At 74.4% G+C, this 24,322-nt stretch carries 19 protein-coding genes; 8 read left to right on the forward strand and 11 right to left on the reverse strand.

Annotated features, from left to right (window positions below):
* Positions 1-20: 20 nt before the first annotated feature.
* Positions 21-1,091: a DUF4190 domain-containing protein gene (locus ACH4LD_RS31790; protein WP_398057718.1), complete on the reverse strand. Its 1,071-nt coding sequence runs from the start codon at positions 1,089-1,091 to the stop codon at positions 21-23.
* 235 nt (positions 1,092-1,326) lie between these two features.
* Between ACH4LD_RS31790 and ACH4LD_RS31795 the strand changes: the two genes are divergently transcribed.
* The 3 genes from ACH4LD_RS31795 to ACH4LD_RS31805 all read left to right on the forward strand — a co-directional run bounded on the left by ACH4LD_RS31795 (position 1,327) and on the right by ACH4LD_RS31805 (position 3,368).
* Entirely contained in the window at positions 1,327-2,544 is a 1,218-nt protein-coding gene (locus ACH4LD_RS31795; protein WP_398057717.1) for a serpin family protein, read from the forward strand.
* Between the two features lie 124 nt (positions 2,545-2,668).
* The gene (locus ACH4LD_RS31800; RefSeq protein ID WP_132790632.1) at positions 2,669-3,037 is read left to right on the forward strand and encodes a hypothetical protein; all 369 of its coding nucleotides are present in this window, start codon (positions 2,669-2,671) and stop codon (positions 3,035-3,037) included.
* A 166-nt stretch (positions 3,038-3,203) separates the two neighbouring features.
* Positions 3,204-3,368 (forward strand): hypothetical protein, encoded by a 165-nt coding sequence (locus tag ACH4LD_RS31805; protein WP_165951845.1) that lies wholly within the window; start codon positions 3,204-3,206, stop codon positions 3,366-3,368.
* A gap of 53 nt (positions 3,369-3,421) precedes the next feature.
* Here the strand turns inward: ACH4LD_RS31805 and ACH4LD_RS31810 are convergent, their stop codons facing one another.
* Entirely contained in the window at positions 3,422-6,445 is a 3,024-nt protein-coding gene (locus tag ACH4LD_RS31810) for a BTAD domain-containing putative transcriptional regulator (RefSeq protein ID WP_398057716.1), read from the reverse strand.
* A gap of 636 nt (positions 6,446-7,081) precedes the next feature.
* Here ACH4LD_RS31810 and ACH4LD_RS31815 point away from each other — a divergent pair.
* Positions 7,082-8,572, forward strand: coding sequence for an NB-ARC domain-containing protein (locus ACH4LD_RS31815; protein ID WP_398057715.1), 1,491 nt, complete (start codon positions 7,082-7,084; stop codon positions 8,570-8,572).
* Positions 8,569-10,218: a DUF885 domain-containing protein gene (locus tag ACH4LD_RS31820; RefSeq protein ID WP_398057714.1), complete on the forward strand. Its 1,650-nt coding sequence runs from the start codon at positions 8,569-8,571 to the stop codon at positions 10,216-10,218. Before ACH4LD_RS31815 ends, ACH4LD_RS31820 begins: the two co-directional genes overlap by 4 nt.
* Positions 10,219-10,398: 180 nt before the next feature.
* On the opposite strand, the gene ACH4LD_RS31825 is transcribed toward ACH4LD_RS31820, so the two are convergent.
* From ACH4LD_RS31825 to ACH4LD_RS31865, 9 genes are all read right to left on the reverse strand, one after another.
* The gene (locus ACH4LD_RS31825) at positions 10,399-11,235 is read right to left on the reverse strand and encodes an isocitrate lyase/phosphoenolpyruvate mutase family protein (protein WP_398057712.1); all 837 of its coding nucleotides are present in this window, start codon (positions 11,233-11,235) and stop codon (positions 10,399-10,401) included.
* A 119-nt stretch (positions 11,236-11,354) separates the two neighbouring features.
* Positions 11,355-12,347, reverse strand: coding sequence for an MmcQ/YjbR family DNA-binding protein (locus ACH4LD_RS31830; protein WP_398057711.1), 993 nt, complete (start codon positions 12,345-12,347; stop codon positions 11,355-11,357).
* Between the two features lie 22 nt (positions 12,348-12,369).
* Complete coding sequence (locus ACH4LD_RS31835) at positions 12,370-13,683, reverse strand: ATP-grasp domain-containing protein (protein ID WP_398057710.1); 1,314 nt, start codon at positions 13,681-13,683, stop codon at positions 12,370-12,372.
* A 23-nt stretch (positions 13,684-13,706) separates the two neighbouring features.
* Entirely contained in the window at positions 13,707-14,963 is a 1,257-nt protein-coding gene (locus tag ACH4LD_RS31840; protein WP_398057709.1) for an ATP-grasp domain-containing protein, read from the reverse strand.
* A gap of 25 nt (positions 14,964-14,988) precedes the next feature.
* Positions 14,989-16,110, reverse strand: a complete 1,122-nt coding sequence (locus ACH4LD_RS31845) for an NAD(P)/FAD-dependent oxidoreductase (protein ID WP_398057708.1) — start codon at positions 16,108-16,110, stop codon at positions 14,989-14,991.
* 40 nt (positions 16,111-16,150) lie between these two features.
* Entirely contained in the window at positions 16,151-17,779 is a 1,629-nt protein-coding gene (locus ACH4LD_RS31850) for a class I tRNA ligase family protein (protein ID WP_398057707.1), read from the reverse strand.
* 3 nt (positions 17,780-17,782) lie between these two features.
* Positions 17,783-18,148, reverse strand: a complete 366-nt coding sequence (locus tag ACH4LD_RS31855) for a cupin domain-containing protein (RefSeq protein ID WP_398057706.1) — start codon at positions 18,146-18,148, stop codon at positions 17,783-17,785.
* A gap of 34 nt (positions 18,149-18,182) precedes the next feature.
* Positions 18,183-19,481: a lysine N(6)-hydroxylase/L-ornithine N(5)-oxygenase family protein gene (locus tag ACH4LD_RS31860; RefSeq protein WP_398057705.1), complete on the reverse strand. Its 1,299-nt coding sequence runs from the start codon at positions 19,479-19,481 to the stop codon at positions 18,183-18,185.
* Between the two features lie 90 nt (positions 19,482-19,571).
* A complete protein-coding gene (locus tag ACH4LD_RS31865; protein ID WP_132790614.1) occupies positions 19,572-20,831 on the reverse strand; it encodes an ATP-grasp domain-containing protein in 1,260 nt (419 codons plus the stop codon).
* A 176-nt stretch (positions 20,832-21,007) separates the two neighbouring features.
* Here ACH4LD_RS31865 and ACH4LD_RS31870 point away from each other — a divergent pair, with 176 nt between their 5' ends.
* The 3 genes from ACH4LD_RS31870 to ACH4LD_RS31880 all read left to right on the forward strand — a co-directional run bounded on the left by ACH4LD_RS31870 (position 21,008) and on the right by ACH4LD_RS31880 (position 24,162).
* Positions 21,008-21,340, forward strand: coding sequence for a hypothetical protein (locus ACH4LD_RS31870; protein ID WP_132790612.1), 333 nt, complete (start codon positions 21,008-21,010; stop codon positions 21,338-21,340).
* A 2-nt stretch (positions 21,341-21,342) separates the two neighbouring features.
* Entirely contained in the window at positions 21,343-22,728 is a 1,386-nt protein-coding gene (locus tag ACH4LD_RS31875) for an FAD-binding oxidoreductase (RefSeq protein ID WP_398057704.1), read from the forward strand.
* Between the two features lie 63 nt (positions 22,729-22,791).
* A complete protein-coding gene (locus ACH4LD_RS31880) occupies positions 22,792-24,162 on the forward strand; it encodes an MFS transporter (RefSeq protein ID WP_398057703.1) in 1,371 nt (456 codons plus the stop codon).
* Positions 24,163-24,322: the final 160 nt, after the last annotated feature.

The following is a 24,322-nucleotide window of genomic DNA, read 5'->3' on the forward strand; positions in this document are numbered from 1 at the left end:
TGCCCCGTATAGGCGCGCTCTCACACCTCCAGACTCGCGCCCGCACCGTCCTCGCGCAGCGGCACGGTGGTGGACAGCCCCAGCGCCCTGCGCGCGGCGACCGCCCGGGACGGATCGATGAGGTCGTAGCCGGTGTCGTAGTGCTCGTAGAAGGCGTCCGCGTCCTCGGCCTTCGCGGCCTTCGCCCACTGCGCCCGCGCCTCGTCGAGGCCGGCGGCCAGCTCGGCGACCGGCCCGCGGGCGCCGGCCGGCCAGTCGCGGGCGCGCAGCATCCGGGCCTGCTCGCCCAGCGCGGCCGACACCCGGCCCGCCCAGGCCTTGTGCCCCGGCAGGTCGTCCTCGACGTACTCCTCGTCAGGAGCGGTGTCCAGCGCGGCGTTGAGGACGTGAGCGGCCTTCAGATAGGCGACCTGGTCGGCGTCGAGGACGGTCTCGTCGTTGCGCAGCGACCCGGTCAGGTCCTCGCCCTCGGCGGTGTTGCCGAACACGCAGGTGATCTCGCGGTCCCCGGCGGCCCAGCTGTCCTCGGTCGGCGTCAGGAAGTACACGTCGACGTCCCGCGGGACCGCCCAGCCGTCCATCGCGTAGCCGTCCTGGAGGCTCCAGCAGCGCTCGTCGGCGGTGCCGGCGACCGCGTCGTCCCCGGGGTAGGAACCACCGGGGAGCGTGACGGTCGCGAACACCTCGCCGTCGTGCGCGCCGGCGCACGAGACCTTGTCCACGTCGTACGTGTCACCGCTCAGCGCGCCCCCCGGCGTGTCGAAGCACTCGCCCTCGGCCAGCGTGAGGGTCCTGCCGCCGCGTGCGCCGTCCTCGAACCCGTGCCACAACGCCGAGGCGCCGCCCGTCGCGAGCAGCACCGCCCACAGCACGAGCCCGACCCCGGACAGCACCGCGCCGCCCACGGCCAGCCCCGTGCCGCGCTCGCCGCGCCGGCGGATCTGGCGCAGCCCGGCCAGCCCGAGCACCAGCCCCACCCCGGGCAGGCAGCACAGCACCCCGAGCACCAGCGAGGCGATGGCGAGGCCGTTGACGGGCGCCGGGTGGTTGTAGGGGCGGTAGCCCTGCGACCACGGCTGGTAGGCGGGCAAACCGGTGAATTCGCCCGGCTGTTGGGGGTACGGCGACGGGCCGTACGGCTCCGGGGGCTGCGGCCGGGGTGGCTGGAACGGCTCCCGTGGCTGGTGGGGGCCGGAAGGCGGGGGGAGGGACACCGGTACCGTGCTCCTGGATCGGGCGGCGGCGGCACAGGGGACCGCCGGCCGGCCGGCGGCTGGACTGACGTACGACTGGCCGCATGGTAAGCGTGACCGGAACGGGGGCGGAATGCGGGTGGAGACGAACACGGTGGGCGGGGAGACCGTCCGGCGTGTGAACGGGCTGACGGCCCGGTGGGCGCAGGCCCTGAACGGCGAGGGCACGGTCTTCTCCGCGCCGGGTGTGTGGCCGCTGCTGGCCTTCCTGGCCGACGGCGCGGCGGGCCCGGCGCGGGCGGAACTGGCCGGCGCGCTGGGCGTGCCCGCCGAGCAGGCGGCCGGTGCCGCGCGGGAGTTGCTGGCCGGGCTCGCGGGGGTCACCGGCCTGGACGCGGCGCTCGGCCTGTGGACGCACCACGGGCTGGCCCTGCGGGAGGAGTGGCGGGCCGGGCTGCCCGCCGGGACCCACGGGGTCTTCGGGGACGACCTCGTCACCGCGCAGGAGCGGCTGGACGCCTGGGCGGCCGAGCGGACCGGCGGGCTGGTCGAGCGCATGCCGGTGACGCTGACCCGGGAGGCGCGGATGGTGCTGGCCACCGCCCTCGCGCTGCGCACCGAGTGGCGGCAGCCGTTCACGGAGCGGCCGTTGCGGCCCGGCTCCGGCCCCTGGCAGGGCCGCACCCTGCGCGGCCTGCACCGGCGCAGCGTGCGACCGGACCGGGTGGGGGTGACGGGCACGCCGGACGGGTTCGTCACCGCGCTGACGGTGCCCGGGGACAACGGCGTCGACGTGCACCTGGTGCTGGGCGAGGAGCGGATGACGCCGGGCCAGGTGCTGGCGGCCGGGGTGGGGGTCGTGGAGCGCGGTCTGCCGCTGACCGCGGGCGGTGCGCTGCCGCACGGGCACGTCGGTCCAGGACTGTACGTGGAGCAGCAGCCGGCGACCGCGCCGGAGCCGACGACGCTGGACGTGACGACGGTGGCGTACGAGGTACGGGCCGACCACGATCTGCTCGCCCTGCCGGGCCTGTTCGGCCTCGGCGCGGCGACGGACACCGCGACCGGTCACTTCCCGGGGGTGAGCCCCTACCCGTTGGCCGTCGGGGAGGCCCGCCAGTCGGCCGTGGCCCAGTTCGGCGCGCTCGGCTTCCGGGCGGCGGCGGTGACGGCGGCCGTGCCGGCGCCGGCCGGCGGGGTCCCGCAGTACCGCTACGAGACGACGGTCGTCCGCGTCACCTTCGACCGTCCCTTCGCCTTCCTCGCCACCCACCGCGAGTCCCGCCTGGTGCTGGCGGCGGGCTGGGTGACGGAACCGGCGCCGTACCCGGTGCCGTCCCACGCCCCGTGAGGCGGCTCTGTCCTCCTGCCGACGGCGCGCGGCGAGCGGGACCCGGACGGGAACGGCGCGGGAGGTGAACAGGGTCGTGTGCCGGGATTCTGACCGGGACACACGTCTGGAGAAGGAGGATGCCGTGAAGCGTCCGGAGTACAGCCCGGCCGACGACTCGGTCCTGCACCGCATCAACCAGGAACTGGCCCGCGTCGGCAGCCTGGGGCCCCGGGGGACGCGGGCGCTGCCGGAGGGCACCGAGTTCCTGATCACCACGGTCACCGAGAGCGGCATGCACCAGGTCGTCGCGGTGGACGCCCGGCGGCGCGGCGGTTCCGGACCGTCGGAGGCCACCCCGGACGAACAGGTCGAACTCCGTTCGGTGGTACGGGCCCTGCTGGACATGGCCGGGCACGGCGCGGGGACGGTCCGCACGTCGGTGGTCCTGCTCCCGGAGGGGCCGCGGGTCGTGGCGTGCACCGGACTGGTCCCCGCGCCGCCGAAGCCGTAGCCGAAGCCGTGGAGCCGCAGCCGTAGCCGTAGCCGTAGCCGTAGCCGGGCGGACGAGCCGTTCCCGTGGGGTCACGGTTCCCGGTATCGCCGGAGGAACGGTCCGGGAACGGCTCCCAGCAGCATCGGTGGTGTCGAGAACGGGACACCACGAGGGGGAGAAGACGATGCGTGACAAGCTGGCGGGTCTGTTCGGGATGGTCGCGATGGCGCTGGCGTTCGGCCTGGGCGCGGCGGCCCAGCAGAGCGCGGCGGCCGAGCGGCCCGCCGGGCACCATGTGACCGCCGAGAACCAGGGCCCGACCGTCATCACCGCGTCCTCCGCCGGCTGACCGGGGCCTCCCGCTCGGGAGAGCCCGGTGCGCGGGCCGCGCACCGCGGCGCCTCAGCGGCTCCGGCCGATCTCGGGTACGCCCATCGCGTCGAACAGCCCGGCGGCGGCCCCGGCGTGCTCCCGGGCCGCAGCGTGGTCGCCGAGGGCCTCGCAGGCCCGCGCCAGGCCCACCAGTGCGTGGGCCTCCTCGATCCGGTAACCGATGCCCGAAGCGGTCTTCAGGGCGCTCGTGTGCAGGTGGAGCGCCTTGGCGGGATCGCCCTGCCGGGTGCACAGCCGGCCGAGAATGTTCTCCGTCTTCACCTGCCGGATCGGCACCACGCTCGACCGGACGAGTTCCAGGGCGTGGTCCGCGAGGCGCGCCGCGTCGGCCGTGTCGCCCAGGCGGTGCTGGACGTCGGCCGAGAGGGCGAGCAGGACGCCGACGTTGCCGGGGTCGTGGGTCTGGTCGCCGATGCGCCGGGCGCGTTCGAGGCACTGCTGGGCCTCGGTGTACTTCTCCAGGCCCAGCAGCGCCAGGGCGAGGTCGGTGACGGACACGATCTCGTTCTCGCGGTTGCCGAGTTGCCGGTCGAGTTCGACGGCCCGCCGTGCCGCCTCCACCGCCTCCGGATACCGCCCCCACTGCTCGTACAGGGTGCTGAGAATGGTCAGGCTCTCGGACTCCGAGCGCGCGTTCCCCAGCTCCCGGCCGAGGTCGACGGCCCGGACCAGGTGCGGCAGGGCCTGGTCGAAGCGGCCGAGCACGCTGTTGAGCAGGCCGAGGGTGGACTCCGAGTGGGCCTCGGTGTCCCGGTCGCCCAGCTCGGTGGCCACCTCCAGCGCCTCCCGGGCCACTTCGACGCCCTCCTCGAAGCGACCCAGCTTCCAGCAGGCGACACCCAGGTTCGACAGGCTCACGGCGAGCAGCACCAGATCGCCGAGCCGGCGGGCGACGTCGACCGCGCTGCGGCTCAGGTCGCGGAACTCGCTGATGTGGCCGCGGGCGTTGAGGTAGAAGACCACGTCACGGGTCAGCCACACCGCGTGCCGGTCGTGCCCGAGCGTCCGGGCCAGTGCGACGGCGCCGCTGAGCGCCGTGTGTTCCCGCGTGAACCAGGTCAGGGCCCGGTGGGCGTCACCAAGGTCCGGCAGCTGCGCGCCGGTGGCCGGCAGACCGGTCGGACGGCGGCGCCGCCCGGGGAAGAGGACGTCGCAGGCCCGCGCGGTGGCCGTGAGGTAGTAGTCGAGCAGCCGCCCGACCGCGGCGCGGTCCTCCTGTTCCGTGGCCGGTCCGCGCAGGCTGAGCGCGAAGCTGCGTACGAGGTCGTGGAAGGCGTACAGGCCCACGTCCGGCTGCTGGAGCAGGTGGACGTCGAGCATGTGCTCAAGGATGTCCTCGGCGTCACGGGTGTCCGTGCCCAGGAGTGCCGCGGCCGAGTGGACGTCGATGTCGGAGCCGGGGTGCAGCGCCAGCAGCCGGAAGGCGACGCGGGACTCCGCCGCCGTCGTCTGGTACGACAGGCGCAGGGTGGCCGCCACGCTCCGCTCGCCCAGGCTCAGTTCGTCGAGCCGGCGCGTCTCGTCGCACAGGCGGTCCACCAGGTAACCGACCGTCCAGCGCGGCCGGTTGCGCAGCCGGGCGGTGGCGATACGGAGGGCGAGCGGCAGATGACCGCAGAGCCGGGCCAGCTCGGCCGACGCCTCGGGCTCCGCCGCGACCCGCTCGGCGCCGAGCGTCTTCGACACCAGCAGCACGCTGTCGTCACCGGACATGACGTCGAGTGAGGTCCAGTGCGCCCCGTCGAGGTCCAGCAGCCGGCTGCGGCTCGTCACCAGGACCAGGCAGCCCGGGGACGGGGGCATGAGGAGGCGGACGTCGGCCGCGTCGACCGCGTTGTCGAGCAGCAGGAGCAGCCGCCGGCCCATCAGCGCGGCCCGCCAGGCGGCGGTCCGGCCTTCCAGGTCGTCGGGGATCTGGTCGCCGGAGATGCCCAGCGCGCGCAGCAGGGTGGCGAGCGCGGCCGCCGAGGTCACCGGCTGCTCGCCCGGTGTGTAGCCGCGCAGGTTGATGTACAGCTGGCCGTCGGGGTACGCGTCGGTCAGCCGGTGCGCGACGCGGACGGCCAGGGCCGTCTTGCCGCAGCCGCCCATGCCGTCGATGGCGACGATCCCGGGGGCGCAGGTGGCGGACCGCCGTGCGCAGTCGAGCAGCTCGCGCTGTTCACGGTCGCGGCCGGAGAAGTCGGCCAGGTCGTAGGGCAGGGTGCAGGGCGCCTGGGCCGGCACCGGTGCGGCCGGCGCGGGGGACGAGGGCGGCACCGGGGCGGCCAGCTCGGGGCTCTCCCGGAGGATCCCCTCGTAGACCTGGGTGAGTTGCTGGCTCGGATCGATGCCCAGCTCCTCCACCAGCAGGTCCCGGACCCGGGCGTACTCCTCCAGGGCCTCCGCCTGCCGGCTGGAGCGGTACAGCGCGAGCATCAGCTGGCGGCGCAGGTTCTCCCGCAGCGGGTACTTCGCCGTCAGGTCCCGCAGGTCGGCGACGAGTTCGGCGGCCTGGCCGAGGCCGAGGCACAGCTCGAAGAGCTGCTCGGCGGCGGCGAGGCGGCGCTCGTCCAGCGCGGCGGCAGCGGCGGCGATCACCGGGCCGGCGACATCGGACAGGACAGGTCCGCGCCACAGTTCCAGGGCCGTCCGCAGTGCCTCGACCGCCTGGGCCGCGTGGTCCTGTCCGGCCGCGGCCTTGGCCCGGCGGACCAGAGCGGTGAACTCGGTCAGGTCGAGCTGGTCCTCGGGGACGGCGACGCGGTAGCCGGGGCCGTCGGTGATGACGACCTGGCTCCCGCCGGGTATGCGGCGGCGCAGGTCGGCCACCGCCTTGCGGACCTGGTGGGACGCGGTGGCCGGCGGCTCCTCCTCCCACGCCGCCTCGACGAGCCGGGAGACGGGAACGAGTCTGCCCGGCTCAAGCAGCAGGGTGGCGAGCACCCGCTCCTGGACCAGTCCGCCGAGTCTCAGCCGGGTGTCCCCCGCCCAGACCTCCAGCGGCCCCAGAACGTTGAAGCGCAGCCGGTCTTCGGCATGTTCTCCCAGCAAGCCTCTCCCCCTTGATTCCGGCCCCCCGGGCCGCCCCGACCAGCCGGGGAACCGCGGCCAGGCGCGCGGACACCGGCGGCAGCGCCGCAACGCGCTCCGGGAGGGCACCACCGAGGCACAGGCGGTGTCCGCCCGACCGGTCCCCCAGCGGACCGGGCGGCACGGCGGACGAGCCGTGCGCCGTCCTGTGCCGGTGCTCGCGGGCACCGGCCAGGTCCCGCGCCCGACAGGCGCCGCGCACCGGCAAGGCCCGGCGGGACGAGGCAGCCGTACTGCCCACGGCGTTCGTCACGCCGTTCCGCACACGCTCGGCCGCCATCGGCTCCCCACCCCCCGCGTCCCCCGGTTCACCCGGCGGGCCCCAAACCCACGGAAGCATAACGCCTGGCGGCGCGAAGACCCCGTGCCTTGCAGCGACCGTCTGTCCGGGGCCGTCGCGGCGGCCCCGGCCCTCCCCGGCCCGGCGAGGGGCGCCCCGGAGGCGCCGGCCGCCGTCCCGTCAGGTCTGCTCCGGGACCGGTCGGTACCGCTCGGGGAAGGGATCGGGAACGGCCGGCCGGACCCTGCGAGGGCAGACAGGAGAGGGCGGGCACGCGGCGAACCCGTGGCACACCGCCCCCGACCATCGCGAGGAGCATGAGCGTGGGCAGACCGGAGAAACCGCTGGCGCCGGACGCCGGACCGGCCACCGCCTTCGCCCTGGAGCTGCGCCGGCTCCGGGCCGCGGCGGGCTCCCCCAGCTACCGGGAGCTGGCGAGGCGTGCGCTGTTCTCGGCCTCGGTGCTCTCGGACGCCGCGGCCGGTCACCGGCTGCCCACCCTTCAGGTGGCCCTCGCCTTCGCCGAGGCCTGCGGCGGGGACCTGGCGGTGTGGGAGCGGCGCTGGCGTGCGGCGGCGGGCCGCGCGGGCGACGAGGCAGGGCCGGCCGCCAAGCCGGTGCAGCAGGCACCGGAGCCACGGCCGCGGGCCGCCGCGGTACAAGCACCGCTGCCGGTACCCGCCCAGCTTCCGATGGAGCCGCGCCCGCTGGCCGGCCGGGCCCGGGAGCTGGGTGAGGCACGCGCGCTGACGGCGGCGGGTGCCGGTCCCGTCCCGCCGCTGGTCATCCATGGACTGGCCGGAGTGGGCAAGTCCGCGCTCGCGCTGCGGCTGGCCCATGAGCTGGCCGCGGACCTGCCGGACGGGCAGTTGTACGTCAGCCTCGGCGCGGCCGCCGACGGGCGCAAGGACGCGCCGGGCATCGCGGGCGGGCTGCTGCGGTCCCTCGGCATCGCACCCGAGCTCGTCCCGGACGATCCCGCACAGCGCATCGGGCTGTACCGCTCGGTGCTGTACGAGCGGCGCCTGCTGGTCGTGTTCGACGGCACGCTCCAGGAACGCCAGGTGCGCGACCTGCTCGTGGCCACGCCCCGCAGCAGGATCGTGGTCACCGCGCGGTCCCGGCTGCTCGGCCTCGACGGGGTACGGCGGCTGGCGCTGCCCGTCCTCGGCCGGGACGCGTCGATGGACCTGCTCGCGGGGATCCTCGGCAGGGAACGGCTGGCCGGTGCGCCGCGCGCCGGTCTGCTGCTCGCGGAGGCGTGCGGCGACCTGCCGCTCGCCCTCACCCTCGCCGGCCGGCGTCTGGCCGCGCGCCCGGAGGTCTTCCTCGCCGAGGCGGTCGCCGGACTCCTCGGCGCCGATGGGCTGTCCGGCCGGCTGCGGGTGGGCGACGAGAGCCTCACCGAGCGCTACGAGGACGCCTACCGCCGTCTCACGCCCCGGGCCCGGCTCCTGCTGCACCGGTTCGCGGCGACGGGGGCGGCGCCCTCCGTGGACGGGGTGATCCGGGCGCCGGCCGCCGCCCTCGCGCACGCACCGGAGCCGGCGCGGGAGCCCAAGGAGCCGCAGGAGCCGGTGGAACCGGTGGAGGACGTCCTCGAAGCCGTGGTCGACAGCGGACTGCTGGAACGTACCGACGTCCCCGGGCAGTACGGACTGCCGCCGCTGGTACGACAGTTCGCGCTGGCCCGGGCGGCTCCCACGGCGGACGGTCCGGAGCCGGTGTGGCACCGCCCCCGGAGCGACCGGCCCGCACCGGACGCGGCACGCCCCTTCCCAGCCATGACACAGGAGACCCCAGCATGACCACTCACACCCCCGTCGCCGGCCTCGCCGAGGAGGCCGTCGGCCTGATCGCCGCCGAGGACCCGCTGGACGACGCGCTCGAAGGGTGCCCGGAGACGCTCGGACGGCTCGCCGACCCGTCGCGGCAGGCGCAGGACGACCTGGCCGGTGAGGCGGCGCGGCTGGCCGAGCGGGCCGCCCGCGCGCCGGTCGCGGACGCCGCCGAGGAGGTGACCCGGGCCGTGGTGGTGCAGCAGGCGCGGGCGGTCGCCGACCGGCTGGGGACACGGCTGATCGAGCACACCGTCGCCGACTACCAGAACTCCCCGCTCGGCCGTCTGCTCGGTTCCCTGCCCGCGGTGCGGCCGGCGGACGAGGAGCAGGAGCGCGGTCATCTGGAACGGCTGGCGGCGGTGCCCGAGTACCTGGCGAAGGCCGCCGAGCGGCACCGCGAGGGCGTGCGGGCGGGGCGGCTGCCCGTCGCCGAGCGGGTCCGCACGGCGGTGGCCCGGCTCGACGCGTACCTCGCCGACCCCGCCGGGGACCCGCTGCGCGCGGTGCCGCTGCGCACCCGTCACCACGCCGAGCGGGACCGGCTGGTCGACGAGCGGGTGCGCCCGGCCCTCGCCGCCTATCGCGAGGCCCTGCGCACGGACCTCGCCTCCCGGGGGCGGTCCCCGGAGCGCCCGGGACTGTGCCACCTGCCCGACGGGGAGGAGCACTACGCCACCCTGGCCCGAGTCCACACCACCACCGGCCGCTCGCCCAAGGAACTCCACGACACCGGGGTGGAGCTCCTCGCCCACCTGGAGCGGGAGTACGTGCCCGTCGGAGCACAGGCCTTCGGCGGAGCGCCGGCCCCGGGGGAGGTGCGCGAGCGGCTGCGTACGGACCCCCGGCTGCGGTGGGGCGGCGCGCAGGAGATGCTCGCGGCCGCCCGTACGGCGATCGCCCGGGCCGAGCAGGCCGCTCCCCGGCGCTTCGGGCGGCTGCCCGCCCGGCCCTGTGCGCTGGAGGGCAGCGAGGCGCCGGGCGCGCCCCTGGCCTGGTACATGCCGGCCGCGCTGGACGGTTCGCGGCCGGGAACGTACCACGCCAACACCGAGCGGGCGGCGGAGCGTTCGCGGGTACTCGCCGAGGCCACCGCCTTCCACGAGGCCGTGCCCGGCCATCACGTCCAGCTCTCCGTCGCCCAGGAGCTGACCGGGCTGCCCCGGCTGCGCCGGATCGCCTGGATCAACGCCTACATCGAGGGCTGGGGGCTGTACGCGGAGCGGCTCGCCGACGAGATGGGGCTGTACTCCGGCCCGCTGGCCCGGCTGGGGATGCTGGCGATGGACTCGCTGCGCGCCGCCCGCCTGGTCGTCGACACCGGGCTGCACCACTTCGGCTGGACCCGCGAGCGGGCGGTGGCGTACTTGCGGGAGCACACGGTCCTGTCCGAGGCGGAGATCCAGAACGAGACCGACCGCTACATCGAGTGGCCGGGTCAGGCGCTGTCGTACATGACCGGCCGGCTGGAGATCCAGCGGTTGCGCACGCGCGCGGCCCGGGAGCTGGGGCCGGCCTTCGACATCCGCGCCTTCCACGACCTGGTGCTCGGCGGCGGCGCCCTGCCGCTCGACGTGCTGGACCAGGTCGTCGCGCGCTGGACGCGGAGGGGCTGAGCGCGCGTCCGGGTGCCAGGGGGCTGGGCGGGCGCGCGGGTGCTGCGCGGGCCTGCGGGCTGAGCGGGTGGGCGGGAGCTGAGCGGGCCTGTGGGCTGAGGGCGTGCGGGCTGAGGGCGTGCGGGCTGAGCGGGCGCGCGGGGGGCCGGTGCGGTCGGCACCGGCCCCCCGTCGCCGTGCTCAGGCGGTGAAGAGACCGTTCATCTGGAAGAAGTCCAGCGAGTCGGCCAGTTCCTCGTAGCTGCCGGAGCCGAGGAGTTCCAGGGTGGCGCGGCGGGCCGCCGTGTACGCGGCCTGGGCGACGGCGGTGCCGACGCTGACGCGGCGCACCCCGGCCTTGGCCAGCTCGGCCACGCCGGGTCCGCCGGGACCGGCCATGGCGTTCACCGGCAGCGGGGAGCGTGCGGTCAGCTCGCCGAGGACGGCCAGGTCCAGCAGGCCGGGCACGAAGACGCCGTCCGCACCCGCCCGCTCGTAGGCGGCGGCGCGGGTCAGCACGTCCTCCAGGCGGCCGGACTCCTCGCCGATGCCGAACAGGTACACGTCGGTACGGGCGTTGATCACCAGCTCGGGCAGCCCGGCCGCGGTCGCGGCGGCGCGCGCCGCCGCGATCCGCTCCGCCTGCTCCTCGGGGGTGAACAGCGGGCCGCCGGGGGCCTTGGAGTCCTCCAGGTTGATGCCCACCGCTCCCGCGGCGACCACCGCGGTGACCGTCTTCGCGACCTCGTCCGGGGCCGCGCCGTAGCCGCCCTCGACGTCCACGGTCACCGGGACGTCGACCGCGGCGGCGATCCGCGCGGCGGCCGCGAGCATCTCGTCCCGGTCGGCCTGCTCGCCGTCACCCTTGCCGAGGGACCAGGCGACACCACCGCTGGTCGTGGCGATCGCCTGGGCGCCGGCGGCGGCCATCACGGCGGCGCTGCCCGCGTCCCAGGCGTTGGGCAGCACGAGGACGGACTCGGAGCCGAGCGCCCGCAGCCGCCGCGCCTTGTCCTTGGTGCTCTGGTCAACTGTCATGGTTTCCGGTGCCTTTCGTGGTCGGCACAGCTCTGTGCCGCGGTTCGGGTGACGATCGCGACGGATCGTTGCACGGGGGTGGGGATCAGGGGCGGTATTCGGACGACCCGGGCGTGCGGTCAGCCCGTCGTGCGGCGGGTGATGGTCACGTACAGGTGTTCGTCGAGGACCTTGGGAAGCGTGACGGCGGGCCGGCCGAGGCCGGCGACGAGCGCGTCGGCGCTCAGTCCGCTCTCGGCGAGGACGGCCCGTGCCCAGGCTCTGCCGGTGCGCAGGTGGCGGGCGAATGCGGCGCCGTCCCGGGTGCCGTACAGCTCGGTGGCGATGGCCGCGTCCCACGGCATGACGGTGTGCGGGCGCAGCGCGTACAGGGCCTTCGCGGCGGCCGTCGGGCCGAGGGACCGGGGCCGGGGACCCAACCTGACCGGAAGCCGGGCGAGTTCCCCGTACGCGGTGGCCACGCTGTCGATCTCGGGGTCGGTCAGGTCGGCGAGCGGTGTGCGGGGCAGGGGGTGGCGGTCCGTCCAGGCGGCCAGCCCCTCCCCGAGCGGGTACGGTTCGCCCTCCTTCGGGTAAGGGAGCCTGCACCCCCAGGAGTTGAGCCAGCGGTGCAGGGCCGTGCGACGGTCCGGGTCGCCGAGGTCGAGGGCGGGAGCGGCCGGTCCGCGCAGCTCCAGCCAGCTGCGGTCGACGCCCGGGTAGGCGGCGAACACCTCGGCCGACAGGCGCAGTTCGGCCATCGTCGGAGCCGGGCGCGGGGGCGGCCCGGGATCGGGTCCGAGGTGGGCGCGGGCCACCTTCGCGGGGACGCACATGCGCCAGGCGTCGGTGACCAGTTCCGTCAGCTCGGGCGGGCTGAGCGCGGCGAGCGTCGCCTGGGCCCAGTTGTAGCGCAGGTCGGAGGTCCGGGGCAGCGAGAACTTCTCCGGTTCCGAGGCCACCAGGGCCGCGCGCTCCTCCTTGGGGAACGCGAAGCCCAGTGTGGTCTCGTCACGGGACAGCGCCAGGTAGACGATCCGGCCGACACGGAACTTCACCCGGTCCCGGATCAGGTGCTCCTCGGTGCGCGGCAACGCGACCGCCAGGCGCCGCACGTCGTCGACGGTGGCCATGTCCCTCCTCCTGTCGTGGAGCCTACGCCGACCGGTCCTGCGCGGATCCGTCCTGCGCGGGCCGGTCCGGTGCGGATCGGTCCTGCGCGGGGCGGACCTTGATCTGGATCGTGTCCAGGGCCCGCCGGGCGGCGGCGACCGCCTCGGCGCCGGTCTCCGCCTCGGTGACGACCGAGCCGACCCGGTCCCAGGAGCTGCGCAGCTCCCGCACCTCGGCACCCGGCTCCACGGTCACCGAGCACGCCTGGACGCCGGGCAGCGCGCGCGCCTCGTCGAGCCCCGAGACGTCCTCCACCACGCCGGCCCCGGTGTGCAGGAAGCGGATGGCGGCGGCACCGGGGGCCTTCTCCGGGAGCGGGGCGGTCAGCGGTTCGCCCTTCATGAGGGTCCAGAAGGCGCGGACGAGGTCGACGCGGTACGCGCGGTCCATCAGGTCGACGATGCCGTCACCGGGGAAGCGGCCGGCGCACTCCACCAGGTAGGGGCGGCCGTCCTCGACGATCCACTCGCAGTGCGCGATCCCCGTGCCGAACCCGACGGCCTCCAGCAGGCGCCCGGTCTCGGCGCGCAGCAGCGCGTCCAGTTCGCCGGGGATGTCGGCGGGCACCAGATGGCCCAGCTCCACGGGCCGGCCGCCGGGGTAGAGCTCCTTGCCGGTGACGTTGCCGAACACCACCCGGCCGCGCTCCACGAGCAGCTCCACGCTGTACTCGCGGCCCTGGACGCACCGCTCGACGAGCATGCGGAGCTCGAAGCCGCGGTCGGGGACCATCACCCCCTCGTCCATGGCGGTGGTCTCCGCCCAGGCATCGTCGATCTCGTCGGGGGAGGCGAGGATGCGGGTGCCGAGGGCGGCCTGGCGGTTGGCCGGCTTCAGCACGGCCGGCCCGGGGTGCTCCGCCATGAACGCGCGGACCTCGTCCGGCCCGGTGACCTCCACGGACTCCGGGTTGAGGATGCCGGCGGCCCGGCTGACCCTGCGCAGCACGGCCTTGTCCCGCAGGATCCGCAGCGCCCCGTAGCCGCCGGTGGGCAGCCCGTACCGCTCGGCGAGGCGGGCCGCGAAGGGGGTGGCGTACTCCTGGAGCGGGGCGATCGCGACCGGGTCGAGGTCGGGGTGGGCGTTGTAGAAGGCGTCGGCCGCGCCGTCGAGCTGGTACTCCCAGGCGATCAGCTCCCGTACCACCGGGGCCTCGTCGGCCTTCGGCCCGAGCTCGCGCTTGCGGATGACGTCGGGTTCGTCGACGACGACCACGGAGCCCTCGGGCTGGAACTGCGCGAGCGAGGTCACCGCCACGGGCACGAAGCCCACCATGACGACAGGGCGTTCGGGCATGTCTGTACTCCTTGGTGGATGGATCAGGCGTCCGGGTCGGTCAGCTCGGCGCGGACCTGGGCGGCGAGTTCCTCGGCGGTGGACATGGCGTCCTCGAACGACGTGCCCGTCACACCGAGGAAGCCGAGGATGCTGTTGCCCGCGGGCGGGCGGCGGACCAGGTCGCCGGGCTTGGCGGTGACCTTGAGGAAGAACAGGTCGTCCCGGCCGGCCAGGCCGTCGGGGACGTGCACGTGCGCCACGCGGCCGGAGGCCGGGGGCAGCAGGCACAGGGCGGCCGTGTGGACCCCGGTCGGCCGGTAGTGGCCGGCCTTCGGGCGGACCCCGCGGGCCACGTCGGCGACGGCGGCTATCGGGTCGTAGCCGGCGGAGATGCGGGCCATGTGGTCCAGGCCGCCGCCGCCCGGACGTACGGCGATCTCCACCAGGTGCGGGCGGCCCTCGTGGAAGCGGACCTCGGCGTGCAGCACGCTGCGCCGCAGCCCCTGGGACCGGGCGCCCGTGGTGACGACCTCGTGCACGGCCTCGACCTGGGCCGGGGTGAGCGCGGTCGGCGCGTGGTGGACGTCGTCGTCGAAGGTGTCGCCCTCGGCGGTGACCCGGTCGACGATGGAGCCGAGGTACACCTCGTCGTCCCAGGCGAGGGCCTCGATGAGGAACTCGTCGCCGTCGAGGAAGGACTCCACCAGCAGCCCGTGCGGACCCAGGTCCAGTCCGTCGGCCTCCATCGCGTACCAGGACAGCTCGGTCAGGCCCTGTGCGGCCTGGGCGTAGCGCTCCCGCAGTTCGGCGGCGTCGTCGGCACGGAAGACGTAGTTCGAGGCGGCCCCCAGGGTCGGCTTGACGATCACCGGGTAGCCGAACTCCTCCCCGGCGGCGAGCGCCTCGGCCTCGGTGGTGACGAAGCGGAAGTGCGGGTGGGCGGCGCCGCCGCGCTCGTGGGCCTGGCGCATCAGCAGCTTGTTCCGGCTGGCGCGCGCGGCCTCCACGCCGATGCCGGGCAGGCCGAGGGCCTCGGCCACCGCGGCGACCGCCAGCACCCCCGACTCGGAGAAGGTGAACACGCCCTCGAAGCGTTCCTCGGCGTGCCATTCCTTGGCCGCCGCGATCAGCGCCTCGATGGAGCGTGAGCCTGCGGTGCGGTAGCGGTCGGCGGGCCAGAAGTCCTCGGTGCCCTCGCCGTTGAGCACGTACAGGTCCGCGCCGAGGCCGACGACCTGCTCGTAGCGGGAGATGTAGTAGGTGGCGTTCTGCCGTGCTTCGAGCGCCAGGAGTTTCATGGCGGTTCCTCTCGGATGGAAGGGATCAGGGCCTGGCGTCGAGGGGGTCGGCGTCCAGGGCCGCCAGGCCCGTCCGGTCGGGGACGCGGCCCAGGACCCGGTCGGTGAGGGTGCGGGCGATCAGCGGCGCGAACTTGAAGGACGATCCGCCGCACGCGGCGTAGGCGTGGGCCGGCCCGCCGAGGGAGACCACGAGGGGGCCACCGGTCTCGGCATGCGACAGGTAGTAGCAGTCCTTGGTGCCGAGCACCCAGGCCGGTCCGAAGCCCGGCAGCAGGTCGCCGAACTCCGTCGTCAGCTCCTGCCGCCACCTCTCGGGCGTGACGTGGTCGGTGAGGTCGTCCACCTGGCGGCAGACGGCGGCCGAGCTGAGCTTGAGCGCCGTACCGGCCACCGGTGGGATCAGCCAGGCTCCGCGCCGGGTGCCCAGGGCGGGGACGGCCGGGGTGGCGGCCCACGCCTCGGCCGCCGCCCCGGGCACCCGGCAGTAGAGCAACGACTGCCGGTACAGGGCGAGCGACTTCGCCACCCGCTCGGGCAGCAGACGGCGCGCCCAGGGCCCCACGGCGACCACCACACCGTCACCGTCCAGCGTCTGCCCGTCGGCGAGCGTGACGCGTCCGCGTTCCCCGTCCACCGCGACCGCCGGCCGGTGTTCGAGCAGGCTGACGCCCGGCTGCCACTTCAGCCAGCCGACGCAGGCGGAGAGCACCCGTTCGGCGAGCAGCACTCCGGCGTCGTCCTCCAGGACCGCGCCGGCGGCACCGCCGAGGGAGAGGTGCGGGTAGCGGTCGGCGAGCGCGCCCGCCGTGAGCGTGTGCGCGCGCCCCCCGGCGTCGGCCAGCAGCACCGTGCCCGCGTCCGCCGCCGCGGGCGGGAGCACGGTGAGCGCGCCGACCCGCTCGTAGAAGCGGGTGGCGAACAGCTCCTCCAGTTCCAGCCAGCGACGGTGCGCGCGCAGCGCGGCCGCGGTGGTGGGCGGATCGTCCGGGTGCAGGGCCCGGATGATCCGGTGCTGGTCGAAAGAGGTGGCCCGGCTGTACGGGATGGGCCCCTGGTCGACCACCGTGACCCGGTGTCCGTCCAGGACGCATTCCACGGCGGTCAGCAGGGCGATCACCCCGCCGCCGACGACGGTGACACGCATCGGGCACCTCCCTTCCTTCTCTCGGTCGTCCGGCGGTCGCTCAGGTCTCGGCGGTGGTGCGGCCGAGCGCCGGAACGGTGAACGGCGTGGTCGTCCGCTCGTCGGGCGCGACGGCGAACGTGCCGTCGAAGCCGCCCTCGGTCCGCGCCCGTTCGGCGAGGTCGATGAGGATCGGCGAGGCCGCGGCGATCAGGGTGCGCAGCTCCGCGAAGAGGTCGCCCAGTTCGGCCGCGGACGCGGTGCGGTCGGCCGGGACCGGCCCGGACGACAGGGCCTCGGCCCGGCCCAGGAGCCGCTCGATGTGCAGCGGGATCAGGTCGGCCGTGCGGCTGAGGCTGTAGCCGGTGAGCCGGTAGCCGGCCTCGAACCGCTCGGCCATCGCCGCCCGGCGCGCGTTCGCCTCCGGTGACACCGGCAGCTCGTGACCCGCGAGGCCCAGTTCGGCGACCGCCTTGCCGAGCAGGGCGCCCAGCCGGTTCCACGGGTCGACCAGCCGCTCGCCGGTGATCTTCTCCAGGGCGGCCCGGGAGAAGTTGGTGCGGGCGTGCTCCGGGGCGGTGAGCGCGAGGTGGAAGCGGACGAGGTCGCGGGGGACCTCGCGCACCAGGTCACGCGTCCACACCACGTGGCCCTTGCTGGTGGAGAACTTCTCGTTCTCCAGCTCGTAGAACTCGTTGCTGACGATCGCGTCCGGGAGCACGTAGCGGCCCTCGTGGGCGAGCAGCAGGGTCAGGTGGGTCAGGCCCCAGAAGTAGGCGTTGTCGAAGCCGAGGAAGTAGACCAGCCGGCTGCCGTTCTCCGCGAGCCACAGCTCGTCGTCGCTCGCGGGCCGCTCGCCGTGCGCGCGCTGGGCCACGGCCGTGCAGTACATCGAGGCCGGCATGCCCTCGGCCCAGGCGTTGAGGACCTGGCCCGGCGTCTCCGGGAACGGCGCCGGAATCCCCCACCCCGTGGGATAGGTGATGGGGAAGTCCGGCAGCGGGCGGGCCAGCAGCTCGCGCATCAGCTGCACGATGTGCGGGCGCCAGGTGGACTCCTTGGCCCGGTGGTAGGCGGTCAGCTGTTCGCGGTACTCCTCCAGCGGCAGGACCAGGATCTGCGTCTCCCGGTGGGTCACCTCGGCCGTGGGGTCGACGGTGGAGCGCGGGTCGGTCAGCTCGGCGAAGTTGTTGGGGTGCCCGCAGCTCTCGCACAGGCCGCCCCGGCTGACCGCCAGGCACACCGGGCAGCCTCCGCTGACCAGGCCCTCCATCAGGAACTCGCCGGTCGCCTCGACGTACGGCAGCTGCACCGTGCGCAGCCGGAACTTGCCGGCGTCGTGCAGCCGGGTGAGGAAGTCCAGGGTCATCGCGCGGTAACCGTCGTCGAAGGGGGCGAACCCGTCGACGCAGACGCCCATCAGGCCGAGCGTCTCCCGGATCTCCCGCCAGCTCTTCGCTGCGAGGGCGTCCGGGGTGGTGCCCAGCTTGGCGGCGCTGGAGACGACGTAGGTCTGGCTGTCGTCCGTGCCCGTCGTGTAGAGCACCGGCCGGCCGGTGGCCCGCAGGTAGCGGGCGTGCACGTCGGCCGCCATGTACGGGCCCGCGATGTGGCCGACGTGCAGGTCGCCGTTGGGGGTGGGGGGCGGGCCGATGATCACCGTGCGCCGCTGCTGCGTCCGCTGGTCCATGGCTCAGGCCTCCCGGGCGTGGCGGTCGGTGAAGCGGCCGGCCATCTCGGCGTCCCACCAGACGCTGTACATCTCGAAGTCGGCGTCGGAGTCGTTGACGACGCGGTGCTCGTGGTGCGGCGGGAAGTGCACGATGTCGCCGGCGGTGAACGGCACGCGCTCGCCGCCGGCCTCCAGGAACGCCTCGCCGCGCAGGGCGATGAAGATCTCGTACTCGTGGTGGGCGTGCGCGGTGGACGCGGTGCCGGGGCGGATGACGCACCAGGAGCCCTCGAAGGGGGCGTTGAGCTGGGGCCAGGGCAGCAGACGCTGGGCGTCGAGGCCGTTCTCGTGGGTGAGGCCGGCGCGGTCGAGGTGCTTGATGAGCATGTCCGTCTCTCTGCTGGGTGGGAAGCGGCGGTGGTCAGGCCGCGGCGAGGGCGGGCTCACGGTCGCCGGCCGGCTGGCCTGCGCGGTGCGCGAGGATGTCCTCGGTGATCTCCGCGGAGCGTGCGGCGAGGACGCTGAGCAGAGAGTCCGCGATGCCGTGGGTGGCCTCGTTGACGCCCTGGAGGTAGCAGGCGGCGGCGCCCTGACGACCCGTCTCCAGGCGGTAGTTGCGGGTGACGGCGATCTGGTCGAGGCCGAGCGCGCCACCGAGCTCGCGCACCATGCGGGGCATCTCGCGGACGAACCCGGTGCCGAGGAGCAGCAGGTCGCAGCGGAGCTCGCGGGTGGTGGAGGTGCGGCGGTCGGTGAGCGTCAGGACGATGTCGTCGCCGTCGGTCGCGGCGCCGGTGATGTCGGTCATGGTGATCATGCCCAGGCGGTCCGAGCCGGTGCGCCGGTCCTGGTAGAACTGCCGGTAGAGCGAGTCGAGGGTGGCCGGGGCCAGACCGCCGTAGTTGGAGCGGTGCATCTCGGCCAGCAGCTGGCGGCGGGCCTCGGGTCCGGCGCCGTAGAACTCGTCGACGAACGACGAGTAGAACAGCTCGTTGGTGAACTTGCTGCTCTCGTAGCCGTTCAGCCCGATCGAGCGCATGATCATCGTCGGCCGGCAGCCGGGCAGGTCCCGCAGGGCCGCGCCGAACAGCTCGGCCGCGCTCTGCGCCCCGCCCACCACCGCGACCCGGGTCGGCCGGTCCGTCGGCACGTCACCGATCCGCTGGGTGTACTCGGTGGAGTGGATGACCCGCTCGGCCGGAAGCCCTTCGAACACGGCGGGCACGTGCGCGTCCCGTCCGGCGCCGATCACCAGGTAACGGCAGCCGACGGTCTCGCCGTCCGCGAAGCCGACGGTCCAGCCGTCGAGTTCGCCGTCGGCGCCGTGCACGGGCGTGACCGAGGTGACGGAACGGCCGTACTCCACCCGCGTCCGCTCCAGCGAGTCCGCCACCCACTGGAGGTACTCGGATATCTCGCTGCGGTACGGCACGAAGCTGCCCAGGTTGACGAACGCGTCCAGCCGGCCGCGGGCGTGCAGGAAGCTGAGGAACGAGAACTCGCTGCGCGGGTTGCGCATGGTGACCAGGTCCTTGAGGAAGGAGACCTGGCTGAGGGCGTCGGGGAGCAGCATGCCCCGCTGCCATACGACGTTCTCCTCGCGCTCGACGACGAGGGCCTGGTCCGCGAGGTCGGGGGCCAGTTCCTCCAGCGCGACCGCGAGGGCGAGGTTCGCCGGACCCGCGCCGACGGCGAGCAGTTCGACTGTGCGGTGTGCCATGTGGTTCTCCTCAAGAGATGTCGGCGGTCTGGTTCCGGGGGTGGGGTGGGCCCGGTTCACGCCGGGCGGTCCCGGGCCGGTGGGCCCGGTTCACGCCGGGACGGGCACGGTCAGCGGCTGCCCGTCGAGGACGACCAGGGCCGCTGCCGCGTCCAGGCGGGCGGTGGTCTGCCCGGGGTCCGCGCCGGCGACGATGACGTACGAGTGGCGGGCGAGGTAGCCGTTGGGGGGCAGCCTGAGTTCGGTGCCGGGGCCGGCCATCGCCTCGGCGGCGAGCAGACCCTCGGCGGCGGCGGGCGGGGTGACCGAGCGGACCACGCAGTCCTCGGGCGGGTAGCCGAAGCGGATGCCGACCGTGCGGTGCTCGGTGTCGGTGAAGTCGGGGCGCTGTCCCAGCGCGGCGCGCACGGCGGCGCGGGCCGGGTCGATACCGGTGGCGAGCTGCCCCAGGCGCGGGATGAGGTCGCCGCCGAGCCGCCCGTTGATCTCGACGATGACCGGACCGCGGGCGGTCAGCTTGACCTCGGTGTGGGTGATGCCGGAGCCGTAGCCGATCGCGCGGTGTGCGGCCCGCAGCATCGCCAGCAGTTCCGGATCGGTGCGCAGCGGGTCGTCCGCGGCGACGTGGTGGCCGATCTCCTCGAAGTAGGGGAAGAGGCCGACCTGTTTGCGGGCCACGAACATCGGGTGGTACTCGCCGTCCACGACGGCCGCGTCGACGCTGATCTCGGGACCTTCGAGGTACTCCTCGACCAGCGCCCCGCCGCGGTAGGAGACCGCTCCGATCCGGCTGGACTCGTCGGCGGTGCGGAACGCCCCGGCGACCTCGCCGGCGTCCGCGGCGAGCACGACGCCGATGCTGGCGCCCATGCCGCGCGGCTTGACGACGACCGGGTAGCCGATCTCCTCCGCCGCCGCGAGCGCCTCCTCCGCGGTGTCAACCCAGGCGTACCGGGGCTGGTCGACACCCGCCTCGCTGAGCAGCCGGCGGCTGCGGTACTTGTCCCGGCAGCCCTCCACGCCGTCCACGCCCGCACCGGGCAGGCCCAGTGCGTCCGCCACGTGCGCGGTCGTCACGATCAGGGTCTCGTCCCAGCTCAGTACGCCGCGCACCGGGACGCGCCCCGCCAGCTCCCGGGCGGCCGTGAGCACGGCGTCCCGGTCGGTGAGGTCCACGACCGTGTGCCCGCTGAGGCAGGGTGTCTGCCAGTCGGGCTCGTCGTCCGTGAACAGCCAGACCGGGTGTGTCGCCGCGGCACCGGCCAGCAGGTACTCGCGGTACTTGCGCAGCCCGCACCCGATGAGCAGGATCACGCCCTTCGCGCCCTCGCCGGCCCTGTTGTCGTCCACGCGCTGATCGCCTCCTGAATTCGAGTGACAGGGCGATTCCACGGGGTGCGCGGGTTGCCCGGAAGCCATGTCCGGGCGGGACAATCAACCCGGACGCGGCCGGGGTTCACGTCCGGTTGATTGGCCGTCCGGCACGGCCCTTCCGGGCAACCGGGCCCGCCTGTTCCATGGCTGACGTGATCGACTACGACGGCAAGCGATTCCGGAAGGTCCTGGCCGACCCGGCCGACGACGCGCCCATCGCGCTGTACCGGCAGCGGGGTGATCTGGTCTGGGCCGAGTTCACCGGCGGTGACGTACGGCGCGGTTCCCTGGCGGGGACCCGCGACACCGACGGTGTGATCAGCTTCTCGTACAGCATGGTGCTCGACGACGGCCGGGTGATCTCCGGGCACAGCGTCAACACCCCCGAGGTCCTGGCCGACGGCCGGATACGGCTGCACGAGCGCTGGGAGCGCTACGGCGCCCACGCCGCGAGCGGCGTCTCCGCCATCGAGGAGGTGCGCTGACGGTGGCCGGCGTCGACTACTCCCGGCTGGCCGGCGAGGTGGAGGGGCGCGTCTTCCTGCCGGGCAGCCCCGGCTTCCGCGTCGGCTCGCACCTGTTCAACAGGCGCTACAAGCACCGCACCCCGGCCGCCGTGCTCACCGCGGCCCACACCGCGGACGTCCAGCGGGCCCTCGTGTGGGCGCGCGAGCAGGACGTCCCGGTCGTCGCCCGCAACGGCGGCCACAGCTTCGCCGGTTACTCCGTGGGCGACGGCCTGGTCATCGACCTCAGCCGGCTCACCCAGACCCGCGCCGACGGCTCCACCGGCCTGGTCGTCGCGGGCGGCGGGGCCAGGATCAGCCATGTCTACGACGCGATGCAGCCGTACGAGATGGTCTTCTCCACCGGCACCAGCCCCACCGTCGGCGTCGCGGGCCTGGCGCTCGGCGGTGGCGCCGCGTTCGCCGCCCGCCGCTACGGCCTGACCGCCGACGCTCTCGTGGAGACCACCGTGGTCCTCGCCGACGGCTCCCTCGCGGTGGCCAACGAGCGGGAGAACCCCGACCTGTTCTGGGCCTGCAAGGGCGGCGGTGGCGGCAACTTCGGCATCAACGTCTCCCTCACCTTCCAGGCGCATCCCGTCCCGGACGTCACCACCTTCTACGTCACCTGGAAGTGGGCGGACGCCGCCGCCGTCCTGGAGGCCGGCCAGCGCATGGTGCGGGGGGCGCCGGACGACTTCGCGGCCCGGCTCGGCGTGTGGACGCACGGCACCGGGCTCGGCGCGATCCGGGACAACGCCGAAGTCACCCTCCAGGGCCAGTACTTCGGCCCGGCGAGCGAGTGCCTGGAGATCCTGGACCCGGTCCTGACCGCGGCCACCCCGGTGTCCCGGGACGTCGTCGAGCGCACGTTCTGGGAGGCCAACAAGTACATGGTCCACGCCACCTCCGGGGACCAGTTCGCGCTCCGCTCCAACTACATCCGCGAGCCGCTGTCCGCCGACGGCGTCGGGACCATGCTGTCCTGGGTCGAGCGCTGGCCCGGCAGCCACAACGCCGACGGCGGCGGGGTCGGCCTGTTCTCCTGGGGCGGCGCCATCAACCGGGTGGCCCCGGACGCCACCGCCTTCGTCCACCGGGACACCCTGTTCCTGGTCTCCATGGACACCTCCTGGACGGACGACGACGGCCCCGACCGGATCGCCGCCAACCTCGACTGGCTGGACGGCCTGCACGCCGCCATGGCCCCGCACGTCACCGGGTCCGCCTACCAGAACTTCGTCGACCCCCAGCTCACGAACTGGCGCGAGGCCTACTACGGCGCCAACTACGGGCGCCTGGTCCAGGTGAAGCAGAAGTACGACCCCGACGGGGTCTTCTCCTTCGACCAGGCCGTCGGCTCCTGACCCGGCCCGCTCCGGGCTGCCGAAGGCCCGGGAGGGTCCCTCTCCCTCTACGAAGGTGAAGCGATGAGTGTGTCCAAGTCCAAGGAGAACGCCTCGCCCGGTGTCCTCGACGCCCTGCGGGCCACGCCCCGCTCGGTCCGCTACCTCCTCGGCGGTGTGCTGCTCAACCAGCTCGGCGCCTTCGTGCAGACCTTCCTGGTGCTGTACCTGACGCACCGCGGGTACGGCGTCGACAAGGCGGGCTTCCTGCTCGGCGCCTACGGCGTGGGCGCGGTGCTGGGCACCGTCCTCGGCGGCGAACTGACCTCCCGGCTCGGCAGCCGCAACACCATCACCACGGCCATGAGCTGCTCGGCCGTGCTGGTCTTCCTCATCCCCTGGCTGGCCGACCCCGGCGACTACCCCGTCCTGCTCGGTGTGGTCGTCGTCCTCGGCCTGATGACGCAGTCGTACCGCCCGGCCGCCTCCGCGCTGCTGAGCGACCTGATGCCGGACGAGTTCCGCGTCATGGGCTTCTCCATGCTGCGCATCGCCATGAACATCGGCGCCGCCGCCGGCCCGCTGCTCGCCGCGGGCCTCATCCAGATCGACTGGAACCTGCTGTTCTGGGTGGACGGTTCGACCGCGCTGGCCTACGCCCTGCTCGCCGCGTCCCTGCTGCCCCGCCCGGCACCGGCCACCGGTGAGCAGGACCCCGGCGCCGCGCAGGAGGCCCACCGTTCGGCGTACGGAACCATGGTGCGCGACCACCGCTTCCTGCTCTACCTGACCTCCATGCTGCTCAGCGCCCTGGTGTACGCCCAGTTCTTCGCGGTGCTGCCGGTCGACCTCGACGAAGCGGGTCACTCCACCGCCCTGTACAGCGGTGTGCTGACCCTGTCCTCGGCGCTGCTGATCAGCTTCGAACTCGCGGTCACCGCACGGATCAGCCGCTGGCGTGCGAGCACGGCCGCGACGGTGGGCACGTTCGTCTACTGCCTCGGCATCGCCGGCTACGGCCTGCCCGGCAGCGTGCCCGCGCTGGTCCTGCTGACCACCGCCGTCAGCGTGGGCGGTCTCATGGTCAGCGGACCGACCCTGTGGGCGCACCCGGCGAAGGCCGACGAGAAGGTCCGCGGCCGCTACATCGCCGCGTCCCAGACCGTGTTCGGCCTCGGCTCGGCGGTCGGCCCGGCCCTAGGCATGCTGATGTGGACCCACTACGGCGACGGTGTCTGGGCGACCTGCGCGGTCCTCGGCACGGTGGCGGCGGCCCTGGCCTTCGCCGGCCTGCGCTCGTCGGACGAACCACGGAACGCGGCCGAGGAGACGGACCCGGCCGAGCGGACGCTGACGGCCGAGGAGTCCGTCGGGGCGGAGGACACCGACGGGGCGAACGTGACCGTCGCAGCCGAGGAGGCCCCCGGCGAGACCGCGATCCCCAGCGGACGCTGAACGACCGACACCCCCGCGCCCACGCCGGCCCGCCCCTCCACCGCGAGCGGGCCGGACACCCACAGCACCGCGTGCGGGCCGGGCACCCGCACGACCGCATGCGGGCCGGAACCCACACCACCGACGAACCCGCGGCCCCCTCACCACCCGTGAGACCCGT

The organism is Streptomyces sp. NPDC017676, assembly GCF_044329325.1.
In the GTDB taxonomy this organism is placed as follows: domain Bacteria; phylum Actinomycetota; class Actinomycetes; order Streptomycetales; family Streptomycetaceae; genus Streptomyces.

What these genes read in the sequence shown, in the direction of transcription:
- ACH4LD_RS31795 (WP_398057717.1), top strand. Translation starts at nt 1,327, where the DNA reads ATGCGGGTGGAGACGAACACGGTGGGCGGGGAGACCGTCCGGCGTGTG.
- ACH4LD_RS31805 (WP_165951845.1), top strand. Translation starts at nt 3,204, where the DNA reads ATGCGTGACAAGCTGGCGGGTCTGTTCGGGATGGTCGCGATGGCGCTG.
- ACH4LD_RS31815 (WP_398057715.1), top strand. Translation starts at nt 7,082, where the DNA reads ATGAGCGTGGGCAGACCGGAGAAACCGCTGGCGCCGGACGCCGGACCG.
- ACH4LD_RS31820 (WP_398057714.1), top strand. Translation starts at nt 8,569, where the DNA reads ATGACCACTCACACCCCCGTCGCCGGCCTCGCCGAGGAGGCCGTCGGC.
- ACH4LD_RS31825 (WP_398057712.1), bottom strand. Translation starts at nt 11,235, where the DNA reads ATGACAGTTGACCAGAGCACCAAGGACAAGGCGCGGCGGCTGCGGGCG.
- ACH4LD_RS31830 (WP_398057711.1), bottom strand. Translation starts at nt 12,347, where the DNA reads ATGGCCACCGTCGACGACGTGCGGCGCCTGGCGGTCGCGTTGCCGCGC.
- ACH4LD_RS31835 (WP_398057710.1), bottom strand. Translation starts at nt 13,683, where the DNA reads ATGCCCGAACGCCCTGTCGTCATGGTGGGCTTCGTGCCCGTGGCGGTG.
- ACH4LD_RS31840 (WP_398057709.1), bottom strand. Translation starts at nt 14,963, where the DNA reads ATGAAACTCCTGGCGCTCGAAGCACGGCAGAACGCCACCTACTACATC.
- ACH4LD_RS31845 (WP_398057708.1), bottom strand. Translation starts at nt 16,110, where the DNA reads ATGCGTGTCACCGTCGTCGGCGGCGGGGTGATCGCCCTGCTGACCGCC.
- ACH4LD_RS31850 (WP_398057707.1), bottom strand. Translation starts at nt 17,779, where the DNA reads ATGGACCAGCGGACGCAGCAGCGGCGCACGGTGATCATCGGCCCGCCC.
- ACH4LD_RS31855 (WP_398057706.1), bottom strand. Translation starts at nt 18,148, where the DNA reads ATGCTCATCAAGCACCTCGACCGCGCCGGCCTCACCCACGAGAACGGC.
- ACH4LD_RS31860 (WP_398057705.1), bottom strand. Translation starts at nt 19,481, where the DNA reads ATGGCACACCGCACAGTCGAACTGCTCGCCGTCGGCGCGGGTCCGGCG.
- ACH4LD_RS31880 (WP_398057703.1), top strand. Translation starts at nt 22,792, where the DNA reads ATGAGTGTGTCCAAGTCCAAGGAGAACGCCTCGCCCGGTGTCCTCGAC.